Origin of the sequence: Winogradskyella sp. SYSU M77433 (assembly GCF_029911945.1) — a bacterium.
GTDB lineage: Bacteria > Bacteroidota > Bacteroidia > Flavobacteriales > Flavobacteriaceae > Winogradskyella.
On the sequence record NZ_JARYTG010000004.1, the window covers coordinates 222,856 to 244,972 of the forward strand.

Here is a 22,117-nt window from a genome sequence, read left to right on the forward strand (position 1 = left end):
CAAAATTTGAAAAAACTAATTAAATCAATAATATTATGAAACTCGGAGCATTTTCAGTTAGCCTAGCCGTAAAAGATATTAAAGCCTCAAAAGCATTTTATGAGACTTTAGGGTTTAAAGTTTTTGCTGGCGATTTAGAGAAAAACTACCTTATCATGAAAAACGAATCCACTTTAATTGGTTTGTTTCAAGGCATGTTTGAAAACAATATTTTAACCTTTAATCCTGGATGGGATCAAGATGCTAATACATTAGAAAATTATGATGATGTTAGAGCAATTCAAAAACATCTAAAATCTAATAATATCACTCTGACTTCTGAAGCCGATGAATCCACAACTGGACCAGCGAGTTTAGTGGTTTTAGATCCTGATGGTAATACTATTTTGATAGATCAGCATATTTAAGTGATTTCCTTTTCCATACCATAAAACGGATATTCGCGTTCTGGAAAGTAAATCTCACCTCGGATAAAATAGTGTCGCCTTTTGTAAAACTCTACAACACGTTTATTTTTACTGTAAGCATCTAACCTAATAGATGTAAAGTTATCTTGCTTTGCATATTTTTCCGCAAAATCCATCAAAAGTTTAGCGTAGCCTCTTTTTTGACTCTTTGGATGAATGACCAATCTATGTATTACTAAAACTTTGGCTTGATTAAACTGCCAATCAATAGCCTCATATTCTGCCTCTTGATCTTCACTAATATTTACAGCTCCAATGATTTCATTATTGCTTTTCAAGACATATAAAACATCGCTTTCAATATCATTCCCAATAATTTGGCGTGTCGGGTAATTGTCGGTCCATTGATAAATATTATTATCTTCTAAGGTTTCTTTTGCAGCCTTATAGATTTTGAATAGACTATCTAAATCTGATGCATTTCCTTTTTCAATAGTGAGCTGTTCTTTTTCTGACCGCTCTGTTTCAAAATCATAAATAAGAATACCTTGATTTGTTGCATCTAATTGAGAAACCAATTCGCCTTTTGCATTCCAAGCAGCACTCTGACCTGCACTTACAAAATCATCACAAGTTCCTATACAATTAACCATCATAATTGGCAAACCTTGAGCCTTTGCCATTTTGAAAAAAAATTCACTTGCTTCTTCAATGCCTTTATTTGACTTGGCTACACTAGCCAAGTAAACATCTACTCCCTGCTGAATCGTATTTACAAAATGGTCTTCTTGAAGAGTTTCATAACAAATACCTAAAGCTATTTTCTTTCCTTTTATGGTGAGCATGGTTTGTTTATAACCTGCTAAAAAATAGGGTTCTTCATCTTGATGAAGTAATTGTTTAGAGTAAATGTCTCTTTCTTTATTAGGTTGAAAAATAAGCAAGCTTATGTTAATTCCATTTGTTGTAGTTGTTGGCATACCTACACCTACAACCACTCCATGTTCGTTAGACAACATCTGAAACGGTTCGAATATGTTATCCTCTACTTTGGTGGCCAATGTTTTGGCCAATTGAGGTTCGTAATTAGTGATCGATAACTCAGGAAATATGATAAGGTCTGCTTTGTATACTATCGCTCGCTCAACAAATTTTAAGTGATTAGCAATATTCTCTTGAATATTACCTGCTTTGGATTGAGTTTGAGCTAAGCAGATTTTCATAAATTAAATAACGTCTTTGCCATTAAAGAACTTAAGCATCGTATCTTCTTCTAAAATAGATTCTGTGTATTCTATGATGGTTTCGGAAGTTAAAACTGGACTTTTAACTTGTAACGATCGAAATGTTCCATCTTTTTGAGGTGCGATAAGTATCGTTTTTCCAAAATTAAGATTGAATAATCTGGTATTTATAATAGCATAAGATTCACCTTCAGCAGTATCAAAAGCAACGTAATCTATAGTATTACTTTTCGTCTTTACAAAACCTTGCCCAACATAATCTGGATGATTCCTGGATATGGCTATACTTTTATTTAAATTATAATTTTCAGTATCTAAAGTATCGGTTAACACCAAAAGTTGAAAAAACACTTCATTACCTTTATCATCTAATCTTTCTTTGTTTATTTCGTTTTTCGCAACAAAAAAGCTATTCATTACAACAGTTTTATTTCCTGCTTTAAAGTCTTCATTTGTATTACCTAAACCTTTAAAACTTCCTTCTCCTAAAAGTTCATATTTAGGGACCGGAAAAACACCAAGCTCAAAAGGACCGAGTTCACTAATGCCAATTAATTGTTTATCGTTATTAAGCATTTCGTTGTCCCAAGTTGTAGAATCATTTCGATTATTTAGATACTGTTCTCTCTTTTGCTGATTCCAACCTGTTTTAACTATATTACTTTCTACATTAGAAGTTTTATCTACATTGCTACAACCAAGTATTATAAGAGATAGAATTACAACTATATTTTTCATGACTTTAAATTTAATTATTAATCAGCCCAAGTAATTTCGCTTGTTTTATCAATATAAATTATCGCATCAAAAGCTCTTCCTAATACTTTAGTTTCTGTCTCGCTGCTTCTTGTTCGTGCTCCTGCTCCACTCATTGACGTTAGTTCTGAATTGATATAGTAAGCCAGTTTTTCATTGGTCCTTGTTGCTCTAAAATTTAGAAATGTATTTGGTTTACCGTAGTTTTTTAAACATTCTGTAAATGTATTCTCAACTACTTTATCAACTGTAAAGGTTTTAAAACGCCAATTACCTGTTTTATTAGCATCATTAGGGTATGCTATAAAATTTCCTGTTCCAAAATCTGTAGCAATATTAAAGTAGTACTCACCATAAAGCTTTCTTAATTGATGACCTGTTACATCCACTATACCATTATCTACCCAATCGCCTACGTGCGCATTATGAGCCCAATACATTGCTTTTTTGTTGTGTTCATAAAAATTCATAATCCAAAGGATATTTTCTCCCATATAAATATCCCGAAAATCTGCTTTTCGCTGCCCATTATTTTGATTTATGGTAGTTACAAACTGCCCTAAAATTTCAACTAAATGATAAGCTATATTAAATTCTTCTTCGGAAGTTTTACTTTTAAACACTTCAGAATTCTCAATGAAATATTTTTTCAATTTCGCATAAGCAATGAAGTGATCCGTTTTTTCATTTTCATCAAAATTATTCCATAACTCATACTTTTCAAACCCTTCGATTTTATAACTGGACTCGACTGATTTTAAATAGTCCTTGATTCGGTCGATTTCAGAACGCACATATTGCATTTCACAACCATATATATAAATTTTATCTTCATTTTTATGGTTAAAATCTCTTAACCAATTCATTAAGATTTCAAACTCTTTTGTTTTATAGCGCCAAGTTGAATTGATGTTTTTCAAAACAAACTTTAAATCATCTCTTTTTCCTTGTATATAATCGTTGAGATAAAGCCCTTCACCAAAACCTGTTTCTATAATTAGAGTCTTAAAGTCGTGCTTTTCGTTAAGGTATTGCATTAACTCTTTGGCAAGTAAGGTAAATTCAGCTGTACCATGAGTATCTTCACCATAGCCAACAATTCTTATATCATTGAGTGCATCATCTAAAAAGGAAAATGATTTGGCTTGAATGGTATCAAATGCTGTAGTATAATTTTCTAATTCTGTATGGCATTGCGCAACACTTAACTTTGTTACCAATACGAATAGCATTAAAAGCAAATATTGTTTCATAGTTTTTTTGTCTTAAATTCTATTAAATAAGGCTTTAAAGGTCTATTGTCTCTTGTTCTAAAATTATTAGTAATAAATATTTGATACGTTTTGTTAGGCTCTAATTCAACGGGAATTGTCCAAGATTTGTTGTCTTCACCCCATTTTCTACCATTTAAAGTTCCTTTTGGAAATGCATCGCGTCCTAATTCACCCAAATCTACACTTGTACGATAACCGTCCAAGGCTTCAGAAAAAAATATGGTAATCTCCTTGAGGTTAGGTGATACATTGTCACTCTTATTCTCAAATTGTTCAACACCTGTAACTGTTGGACGGTTGCTTTCAAAATTTTGTTCTAGCTCTTCTAAAGACGTTGAGAAATAATTAGATTTTTTGATAAACTCCTCAATTTCTGATTCGTTTTCGTAATCCAATTCAATCATAGTTTTGATAGCTACTTTTTTATCTTCTGCCTGGTTATAATAATTTTCACAAATTTGATAGCCAACATAGTAACCTAGATCTCGCATATCAAACTCATTAGTATCATTACTATTTAACCATTTGCCAAAATTTGCGACGTAAAACATTTCGTTTTCAAAGACTTCTCTAATTCGTTTTGCATTATTTTTTCCGAATTCAATTTGTGGATTAGGTGACAACTGATGTAATGTTTTTGCAGACACAAATTCGGCAACGCCTTCGTAAATAACTGAAGATAATAAATTATAAACCCTAGGCTTTTGTTGTGTATGCACAAACTCGTGGATATTTAAAAACACTAGGTTTTCATTGGGATTTGTAGAAAAATAAGTTTTTAAATGTGCTAGATTTTCAGGAAATTCACTTGTTACAGTATTAGCATCTGCCATGGCTAATTCAGAACCAATAAGTACCAAACTATCCATAGTTGTACCAGGTGTACGAAAAGCTCCAATAGAGAAATAGATTTTTGCTGGTTTTAGTTCTGGATAGATTAATTTGAGTTTCCTAATGCCATCTTGTAATTGCGAGCTGACATTATTTGCTTGTAATGTATTTTCTCTTATTGAATTCCAAAATTCAGGATAATTATTAATCGCATTGATATATTCTGCTGCTGTATAACTTCTAGCATTAATCATCCCTTCTAAACCAGCTGTTCCTTTATCTAAATACAAACTATCTAGGTATTTGTACTGCAACACAGAATCTTGGGTTGTGATGATTTTGTCATAAGCATTCCAAAAGTTAGTAATGTCTGTTGTGATAACATTACCGTTTTTCTGATTTGTCTTTTCAGAATTTTTGCAAGCTGATAACATCATTAAACTTACTGCTAGAAGAATAATTAATTGTCTCATAAATTATCTTTAAATCATTAAACTTTATTCAAAATAGTTATTAGGCCTTATTTAGGGATCGTTAATTTATAATGTAAATCTTATCCATTTCCTTAGAAATTTCCATAGCTTCCTCTATAACTTCTTTCGGGTAATCATTTATCTCAAGAATTTTAATAGCATTTCTATTTTTTAGTTTACCTTCTTTTAACTTGTAATCAAATCCAACCGTATTTTCATTAACAGTTTCGCTAAAATGATATAAATCATATTGATTTAAAAGCATATCTGTCAATTCAATATCGTGCGTTGACACCAATACCTTATTACCGTTTCTTGCCAAAGCTGACAGTACAGACTTACCTGCTGCAATACGCTCTACAGTATTCGTTCCCTTAAAAATTTCGTCTAATAAAAATAAGTTGTTTCCATCTTGACTTATGCTCAATAGCTCTTTAATGGTCAAAACTTCCTCAAAATAATAGCTCTTATCATTAAGCAAATCATCACTAATTCTAATTGCCGAAAATATTTTAAGCAATGGAAATGTCATTGCTTTTGCAAAACAGGTATTAATCGTTAATCCTGTAATAATATTAAGTCCTAATGCTCTTATAAACGTTGTTTTACCAGACATATTAGAGCCTGTTAACAATACAGATTTTTCAGATAGGTGAACATCATTAGTTACACAATTAAAAACCAAAGGATGACTCATTTCTTTTGCTATTATTTGGTTTTCTGTATTAATATTTGGTAAACAATAAACATTCAATCCTTCTCTTAACGAAGCTATAGAAATCAACATATCTATATGACCTACAAATTGAAAGACATTATCTATGTGATTTCTTTTAGTGTTTAATCTTTTGAGAACACCAAATAACAAAAGTGGTTCTAACAAAAACATGGTTTTAATAATCTCAAACACAAACCATAGAATGATTTCCAATTCACCTTGAAGTTTGGCTTCTAATTGAAAAAATCGCATCCTACTTTTAACCTCATTGATAATTGCCATAGACTTTGGTAAATCTGTACTTAGCTTTTTAAACTGGTCATAAACATACAAATGAGAGGCTACACTATTGAGTTTTAAAAGTTCTGGAATAGAACCAACATACTCCACAATATTCTTTTTATTCCAATAATGAAGTATAAAATTAACGCAAAACACAGCCAATAATACCATGAAAAATATGGGATTAAAAAAGGCTAATATCAAAGATATCAAACTTGTAAATGACAATAATTTTATAACGAAAAACCATTTTGGAGGATGTAGATGTTCCTCTTGAAAAAGTGTACTTATGTAATAAGCTTCTTTCCGGTTTAATTTATCAAGCCTTTTTTGAACTGATAATCTAAAATCAGAATCCTCAGTAATTTTTTTAATCAGCGCTTCGTTTAAACTAGTTTTATTTTCATTTACTACTATTGTACGAAGTTGATTATAAAGATATTGCTGACCAACTTTGGAATGCGTGCGATCTAGTAAAATGAATAAGTCCTCAAAGTCTAAATCATTACAGGTTTTATCAGATAAAACTTGAAAAGCCTCTGAATGGTCCTTATTCCTGAAATATTTTTGAATGTAATCAAAGTCAAAAGCATCATCCTTTAGCTTTCCGAATGATGCTTTCAACTTATTAGTTGTTTCTTTTTTACTATTAAATTTTAGTTTTGAAAACGAAAATTTAATTTGATATAAAATATCCTTTACCATAAAATATAAGTGCAGTCTATCTATTAAATGTTACAAGACATTTTCTAAATTTAGAATTGAATTTCAGCATTTTACTAATTTAAGATAGATTTTTATTCTAAATCCTTTTATTTTTAAGTAATAACAAAAATCAAAAAAGCTAGAATTGAATAAAATACTATTAGAAACAATTCTAGCTTATGTTTTAATATAAATTTCAATTATTTGAGAATAAATTTTTTAACCACAGTTCCTCTATCAAATTTGATTCTTAGGATATAAATACCACTTGCAAAATTGCTTGTAGGTATAGTACTTTCTTTTCCTCTAACTATTTCCATTCCTGAAATTGAATACATTGTATAATCTTGAAGTTGTAGACTTTGGTTTGAAATAATTCTCACAGCATTTGTAGCGGTAATAACTTTAACAGTAGTTGCTAAGTCAAATTCATCTACACTCAGAGCGTCTTCGGTTACTGGATTAAAGCCTGTCCATAAAGCACCAGGATCGGTAACATAAGCTCCCATTGTACCTGTTGGAATGTGTAAGTGAATATTATTTCTATTAAAGGCAAATGTATCATTAGTCCCTGTAGTAATTGTTGGTGGTGTTGTAGCAAGAGAGGTTACACTAGCTAATGGATTATTACCAAAGGCTAACAGACCTATAAAAGTAACATTACTAGGAATGGTAATATCAGATAAATTATTATCTACAAAAGCTCCAATACCAATATCAGTTAGGTTAGCTCCTAATGTTAGATTTGATATAGAATTAGTTGCAAATGCAGTAGTCCCAATAAGTGTAACACTATCTGGAATAGTTACACTTGTTAAGTTATTTAATTCGAATGCTGAAATTCCAATTTCAGTAACACTATTAGGAATAGTAACACTCGTTAATCCAATATTTTGAAATGATGAATCATCAATTTTAACGACATCAAATACGTTTGAACCTGCTGTAACAGATGGTGGTATAACCACATTAGTACCATTAGCTGGGTCGTAATTTGAAACTTCAACTGTGGTTGGTGAAGTGGCCTCAAAAACCATTTTAAATCCTGTCCATAATGCTCCAGAATCTGTAACATATTCGTCTGTAGTATTATTGGTTACAACCAAATTAATATTACTTCGATCATGACTAAAAGAATCAACAGCACCTGGGTCAGTAATTATTGTTGGAGGTGTAACTGCTAATGAGGTAACAGTAGATAATGGGTTATTTCTAAAAGCACCAAATTCTATTGTTGTTACACTAGTACCAATCATTACATCCGTAATTAAATTATCATCAAAAGCACGACCTTCAATAGTTGTAACACTATTTGGTATAATAATAGTATTAGAAATTTGATTTTGAAAGAATGCATTGAATCCGATTCCCGTAACATTATTACCAATAGTTACGCTTGTTAAACCCTTATTAGTAAATGCCTGAAGACCAATACTAGTAACACTATATGTGGTTACGGTATGAGTAACAGTATCTGGTATATCAACTGTACTACCACCAGTAATGTCATAATCTATAGTTCTAACATTATTAGGAGCTAAAGACATAACTTCATAAGTTATAAAATCAACAATAAAGGTATCACCTACCGAAGGTGTTGTAGCCTCAGTCACAGAGTTAAAACCAGTCCAACCGCCTGCTGCATAAGCAGCTGAAGTTCCCGCTGGAATCGTTAAGTCAATAACGCTACGATTCCAAAATGAATCATTAATACCAGGCACATATATAGTTGGTGGATTTATCGCTTGCGATGTCACTGTTGCTAAAGGATTGTCTCTAAAAGCAGCAAAATCAATATCAGTAACACTACTTGGAATCGTAACATGAGTTAGATTATTACCTCTAAAAGTACCATTGCCGATAGTTAATAAACTATTAGATAATGTAAGACTTGTAATTTGATTGTTATTAAACACACTATTACCAATACTTGTTACACTATTAGGAATTACGACACTTTGTAATTGATTACTTGAAAAGGTACCCCATTCTATAGTAGTTAAGCTATTTGAAAGTGTCACACTAGTTAATTGGTTACCTGAAAAAGCAAACTGACCAATACTAGTAACACTATTTGGAATAACAACATCTACTATTTGATTACCTTGAAAAGCATTATCACCAATACTTACCAAACCCATTTCAAGAGTAATGCTGGTTAAATCATTGTTCACAAAAGCTGAATTTCCAATACTTACCACACTACTTGGTATCGTAACATTTGATAAATTTTGAGCACTAAAAGCATTATTTCCAATGGATGTAATGCTATTAGGAATAATAACACTTGTTAATCGTAAGGCTGTTGGCCCATTAAATTCAAAAGCTAAATCACTAATACTAGTAACACTATAAGTTAAACTGCTATTTGTAACTGTAGCAGGTATATCTGCATCAGTACCAGCATTGTTATTGTCATAATTAGTAACGCTTACTGTATTTGGTGAAATAGAAGTCACTTCATAGGTTATAAAATTGTCGACAAACGTATCACCAACAGTTTGAGAAAGCCCTATTGTAGATATACACAGAGTCATAAAAATAAGTACTTGTTTTTTACTCATGTAACATCTATTACTTAAGTGTTCGTGAAAATGTGTAAAGTTTTTCATAATATTAAAGATTTAAGGTTATGGTAAATTTGATTTATAGTTTTAGTAATCTGATTTAATTAAATCACCAGAAAGTGAGTAATAAAAGCTAAAGGTAGTTCCTCCGTTTTCTGGCTGAAGATTAATCACATATTGTGCTTTTGAGATATCTCCATTATCAGGGAAGTTTAAACCAGCGATACTTAAAGTTGGATTTTCAAGGTTATTTTCCTCTTTTAATTTTTGTAGGCATTGTTCAACCAATCCACCTAATTTTGAAAGACTTATAGCTTCACCTAGCTGAAACATATAATCTGATGCTTTAGTTCCTGCAGGAACTTCTATTGTGATATCTGAATTTTGTTGCCAAGTATCTTGGGTAAGATTCCATTGCCCCATTTTTAAAGATTCTGGATTTTCTGTAACAGTAACACCCACGATATTACCAATAGATTTGTTATAGGTAACAGTAAGGTCTGTGTAATAAGCATCCTTACCAAATTGATCTTTTAGCGCTTTTTCAATATTCTGGAAACCTTCTGCTGTTGCAGGTTGATTATTGGTTGAGCTACTGCAAGATGTTATTTGCAAAACGAGCAATAACACGACGACCACTATACTTAGAGTCTTTAATTTTGGGGCTTTGTGTTTCATTCTATTTTTAGATTTAATAGAATAAATGTATGTCCCTATTATGAAGAAAGAAATACCGAAACTATTTCTAACACTTATTAATCAATAAGCGTCATGCTTTAAAGAATATTCGTAAAACTGAGAATTTAACTTACCTAAAAGTTCTCGGTACAATTTTTTCGTGTCTCAAAATCACTCGAACTGACGTTATAAACTCAACTAAATATTCAATAAGATCGATTATTTCAATTAGAATCTCGATTTAGAAAAGCTGTGACAAACTGTTCTTTTTTACGGGAAGAGACAGGAATCTTTTTTCCATTTTTTAAATGGATAACACCCGACTTATCATATTTATCTATGAACTTTAAACTGACCATAAAGGATTGATGCGGTCTTATAAAATTGGCCTTAGTAAGCCGTTCTTCAAATTCTTTCAACGTTTTTGAAACCAAGTGCTTTTTACCATCATTGCAATAAAACGTGGTATAACCTTTATCTGATTCACAATACATAAGTTCACTTAAGTCAACAACCTGAAAACTATCTTGTAGCGAAAGTATTAATTTATCTTCCTGATTATTCCATACTTGTTTAGCAACGTTGATTTGCTCTTTTTGTTCTGTTACCGATAGTTGTTTAACCTTATCTAAGGCTATCTTTAATTCTTCAACATCAACGGGTTTAAGTAGATAATCCACAGCTCCCATTTTCAGAGCTTTTAAAGCAAATTCTTCGTAAGCCGTAATAAAAATTACTTTGAAATTAAGGTGCTTTGTTTGTTCTAAAAACTCAAAGGCGTTACCATCGGTTAAATTAATGTCCAAAAAAATAAGCTCTGGTTTACAAGCATTTGCAACGACAACCGCATCTCTGACAGATTCGCATTCACCAACTACTTTTACATCTGTATCTATAAGTTTTAAAAGGTTGAGCAAACCTTTTCTTATATAGGCTTTATCTTCTACTATAATTGATTGCATTAGGCTACTTCTTTTTTATAAGGAATTACTAAAGTAACTAAAGTACCTTCTTCGTTATATAGCTTTCTATCTTCAATCTTTACCGATCCCACAATATTGAAATCTTTTGATAGCATCTTTAATCGTTCAGAAGTTATAGTGGTTGCTAAGGACTTTTTATCTTTTCGTTTATGTCCGTTTTGTGCATCAATGCCAATACCGTTATCCTTAATAGTACAAATCAATTCGTTATTTATACATTTAAGTTGAATATCAATTTTTCTATTCTCCTTTTTATCCTCAAAAGCATGCTCAATGGCATTTTCTATAAAGGGCTGAATAAGCATTGGTGGTATTTTATACAATGTTTCATCAATAGTTTTATCTACTAAAATTGTATAATCATAAGATTCACTCTCTTCTAGGTTTTGAAGTTCTAAATAACTATTCACAGCTTCCAATTCTTGGTTGAGAGGGACTAATTTGTCCCTTGAGTTTTCCAAAGTTAATCGCAATAATTTTGAAAATTTGGACAAATAAAACACTGATTTTTTATCTTCTTTATTTAGAATCATCCCTTGCAAAACAGAAAGCGAATTAAAGATAAAATGTGGTGTCATCTGCGAACGCAACAACTTCTGTTCGATGGCAATATTTTGAGTTTTGGCTTTTTGGTGCCTTAACTTTAAAGAGAAAATGATTCCTCCCAAGATTATTATTGTAATTAAAAAGCCAATAACACCTAAAAACAGATTACGCTTAGATTTTTGTAAATCTTGAGATGTACTTATAACAGTTTTGGTAAGTTTTAATTCTCTAATACTTGCAGAATCTAATGCTTGTTTGTATTTGTATTCGTACTCTAATTGGGCAATTTTTTCTGTACTTTCTTTATTAAAAAGACTATCATTAAGGACTTTAAATTTTTGGTGATTTTCTAGTGCTTTTTCATAATCCCCTCTATTTTCATATACTTCCGTAAGTAATTGATAGGCATTACTTTGATAGTCTAAAAGTTCAAGTCTATTTGAAATTTCCAAGCTTTTTAAAATATTCGGAAAGGCTTCGTCGTACTTCTTTTGATCCACATAGCAATCTGCCAATCCTAAATATGAAAAGCTTAATCCTTCTTGGTTATCTATGGTTATGTTAATTTTTTTTGCTTCCTCAAAATATCTTAAAGCTCCTGTGTAGTTTTTAAGAGATGTATGACAATCACCTAGATTATTTAAACATTCTGATATTTGGGATTTACTTTCAGTTTTTCTGTTTAATTCTAAAGATTCATTTAAAAATTTTACAGCTATATTAAACTCTTCTTTTATCATATAAATAGCTGCAATATTATTTTTCACTCCTGCAATTCCTGAATTATTTTTTCTGCTTTGGTGAATTGCCAATGATTTATTTAGTAATTCTAGAGCTTTATCATATTTTTTTTGGTTTTTATATATGAGACTCATATTGTTTAAAGAATTGGAAATACCTAATGAATCTTGTATCTTCTCTGCTAATGATAGCGCTTCACTGTTATATTCTAATGCTAGTGGATAATTGCCCTGTTTATTGTAAATAGATGCAATATTTTTTAGACATGCAGAAATACCTAGTGTATAATCTGCCTCTTTATATTGTTTTAATGCCTTTTTGTAATAAGCTATAGCTTCTGGATATTTGCCTATTTTCATATTTATATTTCCAATATTGGTCAAATAGTTAGGTATATTTCTTTTTATACCAACATCTTCGTCTGCCTTGAGTGCTTTTTCAAAATATATCAAGGCATCAGAATAATCACTTTGTCGAAAATAAATCACACCTATCCCATTGTAACAAGCTGCTATATTCTTTTTAAATCCATTATCTGTAAATAATTGTGCTGCATTTTTAAAATACTCTATTGATAAATCAAAATTAGATTGCGTCAACTCTAAAACACCACGCATATATAAGGCATTACCTTTGCCTTTTATAAAACCTAATTCTTCGGAAAGAGCTTCTGCTTTATCAGTATATTCCTTGGCCTTTTTTATATCCTTTCGATAATATAAAAAGGATAACTCATCAAATGCATTTACTCTTATGGTATCTTTTTGCTTGTGAGTTATTAAGATATTTTCTAGGCTATCGATTTTTGCATTTTGAGATAAACCAATAAATGGTAACAATGAAAAACAGAGAAGAATAACAACTAATTTCCTTTTCATGAAGGTAGCAACTTGATGTTTATGCTAATTGATTGATTAATAATACGCATAAATAATCAAATTAATGTTATTACATAAAACTTTACTGCAAGAATAAATATTCGTTTTGTTTTAAGCTATATTCGTGTAGCATCAATCCATATTTGTATTTTAAATTCCGAATATGATGGATTCTTTTATAAAATTGAAAAGGAAAGCTAATTTATTTAACAACCTCACCGTAAAGGTCAAAGTCTTCAGCTTCTATGACTTTTATTGTGGTGAATTCTCCTGTTTTTAAATAATATTTTGAAGCATCAATCAACACTTCATTATCAACGTCTGGCGAATCAAATTCTGTACGACCCACAAAGTAATTACCTTCTTTTCTGTCAATTACGACTTTAAACTCCTGCCCTATTTTAGCTTGATTAAGTTCCCAAGAAATCTGAGATTGAATTTCCATAATCTCGTTAGCACGCTCAAGTTTTACCTCTTCTGGCACATCATCTTCAAGGTTGTAGGCATGTGTGTTTTCTTCGTGTGAATAAGTAAAACAACCTAAACGTTCAAAACGCATGTGTTTTACCCATTGTTTCAAGGTTTGAAAATCTTCTTCTGTTTCCCCAGGATAACCAACAATCAAGGTAGTTCTAATAGTCATTTCTGGAACTTTAACTCTAAAGTCTTCCAAAAGTTTTGTTGTTTTTGCCTGTGTGGTACCACGACGCATACTTTTTAAAATAGCATCGGATATATGTTGCAAAGGAATGTCTAAATAATTACAAATCTTAGGCTCTCGTTTCATAATATCTAACACATCCATTGGGAAACCTGTTGGAAATGCATAATGCAAACGAATCCATTCTATACCTTCAACTTTTACTAGGTTTTCAAGTAATTCTGCAAGGTTTCGCTTTTTATATAAATCGAGACCATAATAGGTTAAATCTTGAGCAATAAGAATCAACTCCTTAACACCAGATGCCGCTAATTTTTCAGCTTCAACAACCAAATCTTCAATAGGTGTACTTTTATGCTTACCTCGCATTAACGGAATGGCACAAAAACTACAAGGTCTGTCACAACCTTCCGCAATTTTTAAATAGGCATAGTTTTTTGGTGTCGTCGTTAGACGCTCGCCTATCAATTCATGTTTATAATCTGCTCCTAATGCCTTAAGCAATCCTGGTAATTCCGTAGTACCAAAATACTGATCTACGTTTGGAATTTCCTTTTCTAAATCTGGCTTATAACGCTCACTCAAACATCCTGTTACGAACACTTTATCTACTTCACCAGCCTCTTTTTTCTGCATGAATTCCAGAATTGTATTCACGCTTTCTTCCTTTGCATTATTAATAAAACCACAGGTGTTTATAACTACAACATTGCCTTCTTGCTCATGTACAACGTCCTTACCACTAGCTTTAAGTTGCCCCATCAACACTTCACTATCGTACACATTTTTGCTACAACCAAGAGTTACAACATTAATTCTATTCTTCTTTAGCGTTTTAGTTCTCATGCTTTTTTGTAAAAATCAGTTTGCAAAGATACAACGTAAATTAAACCTTTTAGTATATTTATGTGTCTTATATAAAAACTTAACCATGAAATCTTTACCACTAGCCCTAACACTACTTAGTTTTTGGATTCTATTCTCATGTTCAGACGATAGTGATGCTCCTAGTAATCCGGATCCTCAAAATGAAGACATTTACTTTCCTCCCAATGATTCTGACACATGGGAAACTAAGTCTATTTCTGAATTAAACTGGAACAGCGATCAATTGCAACCTTTACTGAATTTTTTAGAAGAAAAGAACACCAAGGGTTTTATAATACTCCATGATGGTAAAATTGTTGTTGAAGAATATATGAATGGCCACAGTAGCAGTTCTATTTGGTATTGGGCTAGTGCAGGTAAAACGCTTTCTGCAACTGTTACAGGTATTGCCGAACAGGAAGGTTACCTTAACATAAACAATAAAGTTTCTGATTACTTAGGAACTGGCTGGACAAGCGCACCATTAGAAAAAGAAAATTTAATTACCTGTAAACACTTATTATCTATGACCAGTGGCCTTGATGATGAAGCAGGTGATGATGTTTCTCCTTCAAATCTAAATTATGTGGCAGATGCAGGAACACGTTGGGCTTATCATAATGTTTATGTAAAAATACAAGATGTCGTCTCTGAAGCTACAAATGAAACTTGGAACAGTTATTTCAACACCAAATTAAAAGAACCTTTAGGGATGAATGGCAATTGGATAAACCTAGATAATTTGAATGTTTATTGGAGTAACACTAGGAGTATGGCAAGATTTGGTTTAATGATCTATGCCAATGGGATGTGGGAAAATCAAGAAATCATAAATGAAGCTTACCTTAATGAAGGTACAAATACTTCTCAAGATATCAATTTAGCTTACGGTTATCTTTGGTGGCTTAATGGAAAATCGTCTTATCACTTGCCACAAAGTCAATTTTCTTTTCCTGGCGAATTGATTCCGAATGCACCAGACGATATGTTTTCTGGATTGGGTAAAAACGACCAGAAAGTTTATGTAGTACCAAGTAAAAAACTAGTTGTGATACGTATGGGAGAATCTGCTGAAGGTGAAAATTTTGCACTTTCTAGTTTTGACAATGATTTATGGGAGAAAATTGATGCTTTAATTAATTAGTTATAATTCTTTGGTGCTAATCTAGCTTTAGAAGCTTGTTCGTAATTATAAGCCCATTCTAACAATTGTTTTTCTTGTAAAGGTCTCGCTATAAATGTAAGCCCTTTCGGTTCACCCCCTTTTGTATAACCCATAGGCACGGTTAGTGCTGGAAACTCGGCAACAGCAGCAAACGCAGCATGGTAGTTATTAATAGAGAGGAAACCATCTAAATTATAAGCGTTCATTGGTTTATTAAAATAAGCCATACCGTTAGTTTTTAAGGTGTCTTTTATGGCTTCTAAATAATTACTATCACCTTTATCATTGGCTATTCCATGAAACAAACTTTGTCCATAAGGCATTCTATTTACAGAATCCTGTTTATTGAATGCAATAACATCATCTACGGATTTCATTTTTAGATTACTATTCGCTGCTCTAGAAAAATACTCTGGTAAATCTTTCTTCATATCGATATTAAGTAATCTTAAAAAATTAGGTAAACCGAGTTTTTCCTCCTCTATTTCAACTATAGTTGCCCCTTGATTTTTTAAAACATTCAGAGCCTTGGTATATAATGTATCCTCCAATAAACGCTTAGGTGCACCAAAACGTTTTCCTTGAAGTCCCTTCTCCTTTGAAAAGTTAAAATAAGATGCTTTACTTGTATTTAAAGACTTTGAATCTGAGGAATCATAACCGTGTATAGCGTCTAAAACGATAGCATTATCCAAAACTGTTCTTGTGATTGGACCTGCTGTATCTAAGGTTGAAGAAATTGGCACTATACCACTTCGACTAACCAAACCAATTGTTGGTTTTAAACCCACAACAGAATTCTGACTTGCTGGAGATAAAATTGAACCAGCAGTTTCACTACCAATGGTAGCTGCAGCAAAATTAGCTGAAGTTGCGACTCCACTTCCAGAACTAGAGCCACCTGTATCAAAAGTTCCTCTTCCGTAAGGATTTAAAGTTTGTCCACCAATTGCAGAATATCCACTAGGACAATCATTACAAAAAAAGTAAGCCCACTCACTCAGGTTAGCTTTACCTAAAATTAAAGCCCCTTTTGATTTTAATTGATTGACAATAAAAGCATCGTTTGTAATATTATTTTTTAATGCGACAGCTCCTGCTGTTGTTACCATATCCGAAGCATTGATATTATCTTTTAAGAGGATTGGCATCCCAAAAATAGGATGCGGAGCTTGAATAAAATTAGTTTTGTCTGCTATCTTAGCTTGTTCAATAACTTTTGAATTAATAGAAATCACAGCATTTAAAGACAGTTTGTTTTCTCTATCAAATTTTCTAATACGATAGAGATAAAACTTAACTAATTCTTCATAACTAAACTTTCCTGCAGATTTATTCTCTTGAAGTTCTGTGATTGATTTTTCTAAAATAAAAGGCTTTAATCTATTGTAGTCGTTCTCAGTAAAGTCTTCCATTTGAGGGTTAATAGTTTCCCAAATTTCTGCTTTAGTTAAGTTTTTAGAATCTAAAATCTTAAAATCTGTAAAATCTTTAGTAGAAATTGCATCTAATCCAGAATCTACAGTTTTCATACTTTCAACCGTTTCTGATTTTGAAATCGGTTCGCGTGCTTCTCTTGATTTTGAATCCTTACATGAAAGAACTACTAAAAAAATTAAAAGAAAGAAGGTATGGCGCATGTTTAGTATTTTTTATAAAAATACGAAAAGCTACTATTCGGTTTTACTAAAAAAACTTTTATAATCAGGATTACTCAAAATGAGTTCATCTTTTATCTTTTTTGCGCTGCAATTATCACCAACTTTTTGATATAAGTATATTAAAACAAATGCTGGACTAGGGTTTTGCATTTTATATTGAAACTTATCACTTTTCAATTGCCTTTGAAGCAAACTTATGTTCTCTTCAAAAGAATTAAGGGTTTCAATAAAGTGAGTAATTTTATTTAAATTATTATCTAAATATTTCTTCAATGATTTTCTAAAAAAACTATCATTCCAGAGAGAAATCGAACTCCTTTCATCAAAAAAAGTACTATTTTCAAAAACATGTAGCTTATCGTTGTAATAAACCAAATCATTGTTTTTTGTAATGGATGGGACAAACTTACAATTAGTACCTACAAATAGATTTCCTCGCGTTCCTCTATATGAAAACCGAACGATACTTTTTATACCATTTGAATTATAATCACTCTGCCAAATGTATTTTTTAGCAGAATTACTTAAACCTAATTGATTTAGTTTTGGCGTGAGTAATTCATTGAGGATGCTTTCTATTTTTTCAGCACTAGGAACATTAAGATTAGATAAATGCTCTATATTAAAAAGTGAATAAAAATTCATTATAAGATTCCTGTATACACAGGAATTTGTTATTTAAAAAAGGAATCCACAAATTCATATTTATTGAATACCTGTAGGTCTTCTATACCTTCACCAACTCCTATATATTTTACAGGAATTTGGAATTGATCACTGATTCCTATAACCACTCCTCCTTTTGCTGTACCATCTAATTTGGTTACTGCCAAAGAGGTTACTTCAGTTGCGGCTGTAAATTGTTTAGCTTGCTCAAAAGCGTTTTGCCCTGTAGAACCATCTAAAACTAAAAGTACATCATGTGGTGCTTCACCAACTACTTTTTGCATCACACGCTTTACTTTTGAAAGCTCATTCATTAAGTTTACTTTGTTATGTAAACGACCAGCTGTATCAATAATAATAACATCAGCATCTTGGTTAACACCAGATTGTAAGGCATCAAAAGCCACAGAAGCCGGATCACTTCCCATTTCTTGTCGTATCATAGGCACCTCAACTCTATCTGCCCAAACTTGTAATTGATCTATCGCCGCAGCTCTAAAAGTATCGGCTGCACCAAGAACAACTTTTAATCCTTTTTTCTTGAATTGATAGGCTAGTTTACCAATTGTTGTTGTCTTACCAACACCATTGACACCAACAACCATAAGTACATAAGGCGTCTTTTTACCATCATCCTGCTTAGGTAATTCTGGAATGGTGTATTCAGTTTCTTCACCAGAATTTGTTTCCGATAATAATCCTGCTATTTCCTCTCTTAAAATTTGGTTTAATTCAGACGTTCCTAAGTATTTATCCTTAGCCACACGTTCTTCAATACGCTCAATAACTTTAAGGGTTGTATTAACACCTACATCACTAGTTACTAGTACTTCTTCAAGATTATCTAAAACATCATCATCTACTTTAGATTTTCCTGCAACTGCTTTATTTAATTTGGTAAAAAAAGATGTTTTGGACTTCTCAAGTCCTTTATCTAATGTTTCTTTTTTTTCAGAAGAAAATATTTTTTTAAAAAAACTCATCCTATTGTATTTGGTTAGCTAATAGCAACAACCTTGCCTATTCTAACTAGCTGTAAAGTTGTCATACGTCATCAAATATAGATATAAAAAAACTGCTTTCAAATGAAAGCAGTTTTATAAATCTATAATAAATACGAAGTATTATTTTTTGTCTAAAAAGTCATTGACAAATTCTGGTGCCATTACTGATTCTACGAACATGTAAGCTCCAGTTTTTGGTGATTTCACCATTTTAATAGCTTTTGTCAAACGCTTTGATCCTGTCTGTAAAGATGCTACTGATTTCTTTGCCATGATTCCTCTTATTTAATTTCTTTATGAACTGTCATACGCTTAAGGATAGGATTAAATTTCTTAATCTCCATACGGTCTGGCGTATTCTTTTTGTTTTTTGTTGTAATATATCTAGAAGTTCCTGGCATACCAGAAGCTTTGTGCTCTGTGCACTCTAAGATAACTTGTATTCTATTTCCTTTCTTTGCCATTTTATCTTGACTTTAAGCGTATGCTTTTATTTATAAAATCCTTTTTCTCTAGCTTCTTTTAATGCAGCAGAAATACCAATTTTATTGATAGTCTTTAATGCAGATGTAGAAACTTTTAATGTTACCCACTTATCTTCTTCAGGAATGTAGAAACGCTTTTTAATCAAATTTGCATTAAACTTGCGTTTCGTTTTATTCATCGAGTGAGAAACGTTGTTTCCAACCATCGCTTTTTTCCCAGTAAGTTCACAAACTCTTGACATTGTTTTCTTTCTTTAGGTATGTTATTTTAAAACAGGGTGCAAATTTAATAAAACTTTACATTTCAACAAACATAAAACTCTACTTTTTTAAAATTTCTTTTTGAAGCATTTCAAAGGCTTTGTTTGTAGCCCTCATAATTACCTTTTCTCTATGGTTTCCAAAGTTAAAAACCTCTGAATAAATATGGTCTTTAGTGGCTATTGCAATCCAAACAGTTCCTACTTCAGCATCAGAATCTCCTTTTGAAGGACCAGCATTTCCTGTAGTACTAATTCCATAATCACTTTTAAACAATACTCTAACCTGCTTAGCCATAGCTTCAGCAACTTCCTTACTCACAACCGAATGGTCTTCAATGGCTACTTCTGGAACATTTAAAATATCAACCTTAGATTCTGTAGCATAGCTTACTACACTTCCTTTAAAATATTTTGAAGCTCCAGCATTTGCTGTAATGGCCTGTGCTATGGTTCCACCAGTACAACTTTCTGCTACAGCCAACGTTTTTTCCATAGCTGTTAATTGCATACCTATTACAGCTTCTATGGATTTATCTTCTTCAAATCCAACAAAGACATCTTCTATTTGAGGCAATAACAACTGAACCTGATGTTCTACTTCAGACTCAATAATATTTTTATCCATTCCTTTGGCAGACAAACGCAGTCTCACTCGTCCTAAATTTGGTAAATAGGCCAATTTAATATAAGCTGGCAAAGCATCTTCCCAAGCTTCAATACGGTCTGCGAGAGCACTTTCACCTAATCCGTAGGTTAATATTGTTTTGTGCTTAATGTATGGAAAGTGAAACTTTTCCCTAAGTTGCGGAATGACTTGGTCTTTTATCAATGCCTTCATTTCGAATGGTACACCTGGTAATGATACAAACACTTTACCATTCTTTTCTAACCACATTCCTGGAGCCGTTCCGTAGTGATTCATAAGAACTTTAGCTTTAGAAGGCACTAAAGCCTGATATTTATTCACCGTTAAAAGTGGCGCTTTATATTTGCTGAATATCTGTTCAACATTTGCCAGAACAGCTTTGTCTTCAACTAGAGTATCATTAAAGTATTCGCAAATAGTATGCTTGGTAATATCATCTTTAGTAGGACCCAGACCTCCTGTAACTATAATGATATCTGCATTATCTTCTGCTTCTTTTAAAGCCTTTAGAATATGAGCTTTGTCATCTTGTACAGAAGTAATCTGATAAACTGAAACTCCAATTTTATTGAACTCCTTACCTAGGAAAGCGGAATTTGTATCTACAATCTGACCAATTAGAATTTCATCTCCAATGGTGATTATCTCTGCTTGCATTATAAACCGAAATCAGACTTTATTTCGTTAGTTGCGTTTTCAACAGCGTTTAAAACATCTTGCAACTGCTTTTCTACGTTTTTATCTTGTTGCTCAAACTTACCCCAATCTTGTACTTCTATAAGTTGGTCATACACTCCAAGGTCAAAAAGCTCAATTGTTGGCTTCATCTTATGAGCTGCTTGATAAGTCTCACGATAATCTTTATTAGGCACTGCAACTTTTAATCTTTGAGCATCCTCTGGTACTTCTTCTAAAAAAGCTGCTGCTAAAGCTGCAACGAAATCTTCATCGTTATCAGCCATTTCTCTTACTCTATCTAATTTATAATGTTGTGGCATTTATTTTATTTTTATTGAAAACATTTCTTGGTCTTCAAGATATCCTTTTAGTTCATCGTTTGCAAAAACTTTACCAACTCCTGCTGGTGTGCCCGTAAAGATAACATCTCCAATTTTTAAAGTAAAATATTTTGACACATATTCTATTAATTCATCTATTTTCCACAACATTAACTCCGTATTTCCTTTTTGAACCGCTTCTCCATTGCGTTCTAAACTGAAGTTCATAGTATTAACATCCTTAAATTTAGTTTTTGGCAACCACTTTCCTATCACGGCAGCTCCATCAAAAGATTTAGCCTTTTCCCATGGCAATCCTTTAGATTTTAATTGTGCTTGAAGATCTCTGGCTGTAAAGTCTATACCAAGCCCTATTTCATCATAATACTTGTGAGCAAACTTTCGGTCAATGTATTTTCCTACTTTTTTGATTTTTACCAAAACTTCAACTTCATGATGTACTTCATCTGAAAAGTCTGGAATAAAAAAAGGTTGCTTACTTAATAAAATAGCTGTATCTGGTTTTAAAAACACAACTGGATCTGTTGGTTTTTCGTTTTCTAGTTCTTTGATATGGTCGGTGTAATTACGACCTATGCAGATGAGTTTCATTCATGG

General features: G+C 32.0%; 21 protein-coding genes. 2 read left to right on the forward strand and 19 right to left on the reverse strand.

The features are described from left to right. Positions 1 to 35 precede the first annotated feature (35 nt). Positions 36 to 407 (forward strand): VOC family protein, encoded by a 372-nt coding sequence (locus QGM60_RS09810; RefSeq protein ID WP_281140071.1) that lies wholly within the window; start codon positions 36 to 38, stop codon positions 405 to 407. On the opposite strand, the gene QGM60_RS09815 is transcribed toward QGM60_RS09810, so the two are convergent. The 10 genes from QGM60_RS09815 to rimO form a co-directional block, all read right to left on the reverse strand. After that, a complete protein-coding gene (locus QGM60_RS09815; protein ID WP_281140072.1) occupies positions 404 to 1,630 on the reverse strand; it encodes a GNAT family N-acetyltransferase in 1,227 nt (408 codons plus the stop codon). The genes QGM60_RS09810 and QGM60_RS09815 overlap by 4 nt on opposite strands. Before the next feature lie 3 nt (positions 1,631 to 1,633). Then, the gene (locus QGM60_RS09820) at positions 1,634 to 2,389 is read right to left on the reverse strand and encodes a hypothetical protein (protein WP_281140073.1); all 756 of its coding nucleotides are present in this window, start codon (positions 2,387 to 2,389) and stop codon (positions 1,634 to 1,636) included. A 17-nt stretch (positions 2,390 to 2,406) separates the two neighbouring features. Then, complete coding sequence (locus QGM60_RS09825; protein ID WP_281140074.1) at positions 2,407 to 3,660, reverse strand: erythromycin esterase family protein; 1,254 nt, start codon at positions 3,658 to 3,660, stop codon at positions 2,407 to 2,409. Beyond that, positions 3,657 to 4,985 (reverse strand): hypothetical protein, encoded by a 1,329-nt coding sequence (locus tag QGM60_RS09830; protein ID WP_281140075.1) that lies wholly within the window; start codon positions 4,983 to 4,985, stop codon positions 3,657 to 3,659. The genes QGM60_RS09825 and QGM60_RS09830 overlap by 4 nt, the downstream gene beginning before the upstream one ends. Before the next feature lie 61 nt (positions 4,986 to 5,046). Next, entirely contained in the window at positions 5,047 to 6,609 is a 1,563-nt protein-coding gene (locus QGM60_RS09835; RefSeq protein WP_281140076.1) for a DNA mismatch repair protein MutS, read from the reverse strand. A gap of 281 nt (positions 6,610 to 6,890) precedes the next feature. Then, the gene (locus tag QGM60_RS09840; RefSeq protein WP_281140077.1) at positions 6,891 to 9,254 is read right to left on the reverse strand and encodes a leucine-rich repeat domain-containing protein; all 2,364 of its coding nucleotides are present in this window, start codon (positions 9,252 to 9,254) and stop codon (positions 6,891 to 6,893) included. A 90-nt stretch (positions 9,255 to 9,344) separates the two neighbouring features. After that, positions 9,345 to 9,935, reverse strand: coding sequence for a hypothetical protein (locus QGM60_RS09845; RefSeq protein ID WP_281140078.1), 591 nt, complete (start codon positions 9,933 to 9,935; stop codon positions 9,345 to 9,347). Positions 9,936 to 10,159: 224 nt separating this feature from the next. Continuing rightward, positions 10,160 to 10,897, reverse strand: a complete 738-nt coding sequence (locus QGM60_RS09850) for a LytTR family DNA-binding domain-containing protein (protein ID WP_281140079.1) — start codon at positions 10,895 to 10,897, stop codon at positions 10,160 to 10,162. Continuing rightward, positions 10,897 to 13,083: a tetratricopeptide repeat protein gene (locus tag QGM60_RS09855; protein WP_281140080.1), complete on the reverse strand. Its 2,187-nt coding sequence runs from the start codon at positions 13,081 to 13,083 to the stop codon at positions 10,897 to 10,899. Before QGM60_RS09855 ends, QGM60_RS09850 begins: the two co-directional genes overlap by 1 nt. Before the next feature lie 202 nt (positions 13,084 to 13,285). Continuing rightward, positions 13,286 to 14,590 (reverse strand): 30S ribosomal protein S12 methylthiotransferase RimO, encoded by a 1,305-nt coding sequence (rimO, locus tag QGM60_RS09860; RefSeq protein ID WP_281140081.1) that lies wholly within the window; start codon positions 14,588 to 14,590, stop codon positions 13,286 to 13,288. A gap of 85 nt (positions 14,591 to 14,675) precedes the next feature. On the opposite strand from rimO, the gene QGM60_RS09865 reads away from it, so the two are divergent. Beyond that, positions 14,676 to 15,755: a serine hydrolase gene (locus tag QGM60_RS09865; protein WP_281140082.1), complete on the forward strand. Its 1,080-nt coding sequence runs from the start codon at positions 14,676 to 14,678 to the stop codon at positions 15,753 to 15,755. Here the strand turns inward: QGM60_RS09865 and QGM60_RS09870 are convergent. The 9 genes from QGM60_RS09870 to QGM60_RS09910 form a co-directional block, all read right to left on the reverse strand. Further along, entirely contained in the window at positions 15,752 to 17,416 is a 1,665-nt protein-coding gene (locus QGM60_RS09870; protein WP_281140083.1) for an amidase family protein, read from the reverse strand. The genes QGM60_RS09865 and QGM60_RS09870 overlap by 4 nt on opposite strands. Before the next feature lie 33 nt (positions 17,417 to 17,449). Then, positions 17,450 to 18,082, reverse strand: coding sequence for a hypothetical protein (locus QGM60_RS09875; RefSeq protein WP_281140084.1), 633 nt, complete (start codon positions 18,080 to 18,082; stop codon positions 17,450 to 17,452). A gap of 29 nt (positions 18,083 to 18,111) precedes the next feature. Next, complete coding sequence (ftsY, locus tag QGM60_RS09880; RefSeq protein WP_281140085.1) at positions 18,112 to 19,086, reverse strand: signal recognition particle-docking protein FtsY; 975 nt, start codon at positions 19,084 to 19,086, stop codon at positions 18,112 to 18,114. Positions 19,087 to 19,227: 141 nt separating this feature from the next. After that, positions 19,228 to 19,380, reverse strand: coding sequence for a DUF4295 domain-containing protein (locus QGM60_RS09885; RefSeq protein WP_076616978.1), 153 nt, complete (start codon positions 19,378 to 19,380; stop codon positions 19,228 to 19,230). 8 nt (positions 19,381 to 19,388) lie between these two features. After that, positions 19,389 to 19,571: a 50S ribosomal protein L33 gene (gene rpmG, locus QGM60_RS09890; RefSeq protein ID WP_076616981.1), complete on the reverse strand. Its 183-nt coding sequence runs from the start codon at positions 19,569 to 19,571 to the stop codon at positions 19,389 to 19,391. A 26-nt stretch (positions 19,572 to 19,597) separates the two neighbouring features. Continuing rightward, entirely contained in the window at positions 19,598 to 19,834 is a 237-nt protein-coding gene (gene rpmB / locus QGM60_RS09895) for a 50S ribosomal protein L28 (RefSeq protein WP_281140086.1), read from the reverse strand. Between the two features lie 79 nt (positions 19,835 to 19,913). Next, positions 19,914 to 21,158 (reverse strand): competence/damage-inducible protein A, encoded by a 1,245-nt coding sequence (locus QGM60_RS09900; RefSeq protein ID WP_281140087.1) that lies wholly within the window; start codon positions 21,156 to 21,158, stop codon positions 19,914 to 19,916. After that, the gene (locus QGM60_RS09905) at positions 21,158 to 21,499 is read right to left on the reverse strand and encodes an Hpt domain-containing protein (RefSeq protein ID WP_281140088.1); all 342 of its coding nucleotides are present in this window, start codon (positions 21,497 to 21,499) and stop codon (positions 21,158 to 21,160) included. The genes QGM60_RS09900 and QGM60_RS09905 overlap by 1 nt, the downstream gene beginning before the upstream one ends. After that, entirely contained in the window at positions 21,500 to 22,111 is a 612-nt protein-coding gene (locus QGM60_RS09910; RefSeq protein WP_281140089.1) for a fumarylacetoacetate hydrolase family protein, read from the reverse strand. Between the last annotated feature and the right edge of the window lie 6 nt (positions 22,112 to 22,117).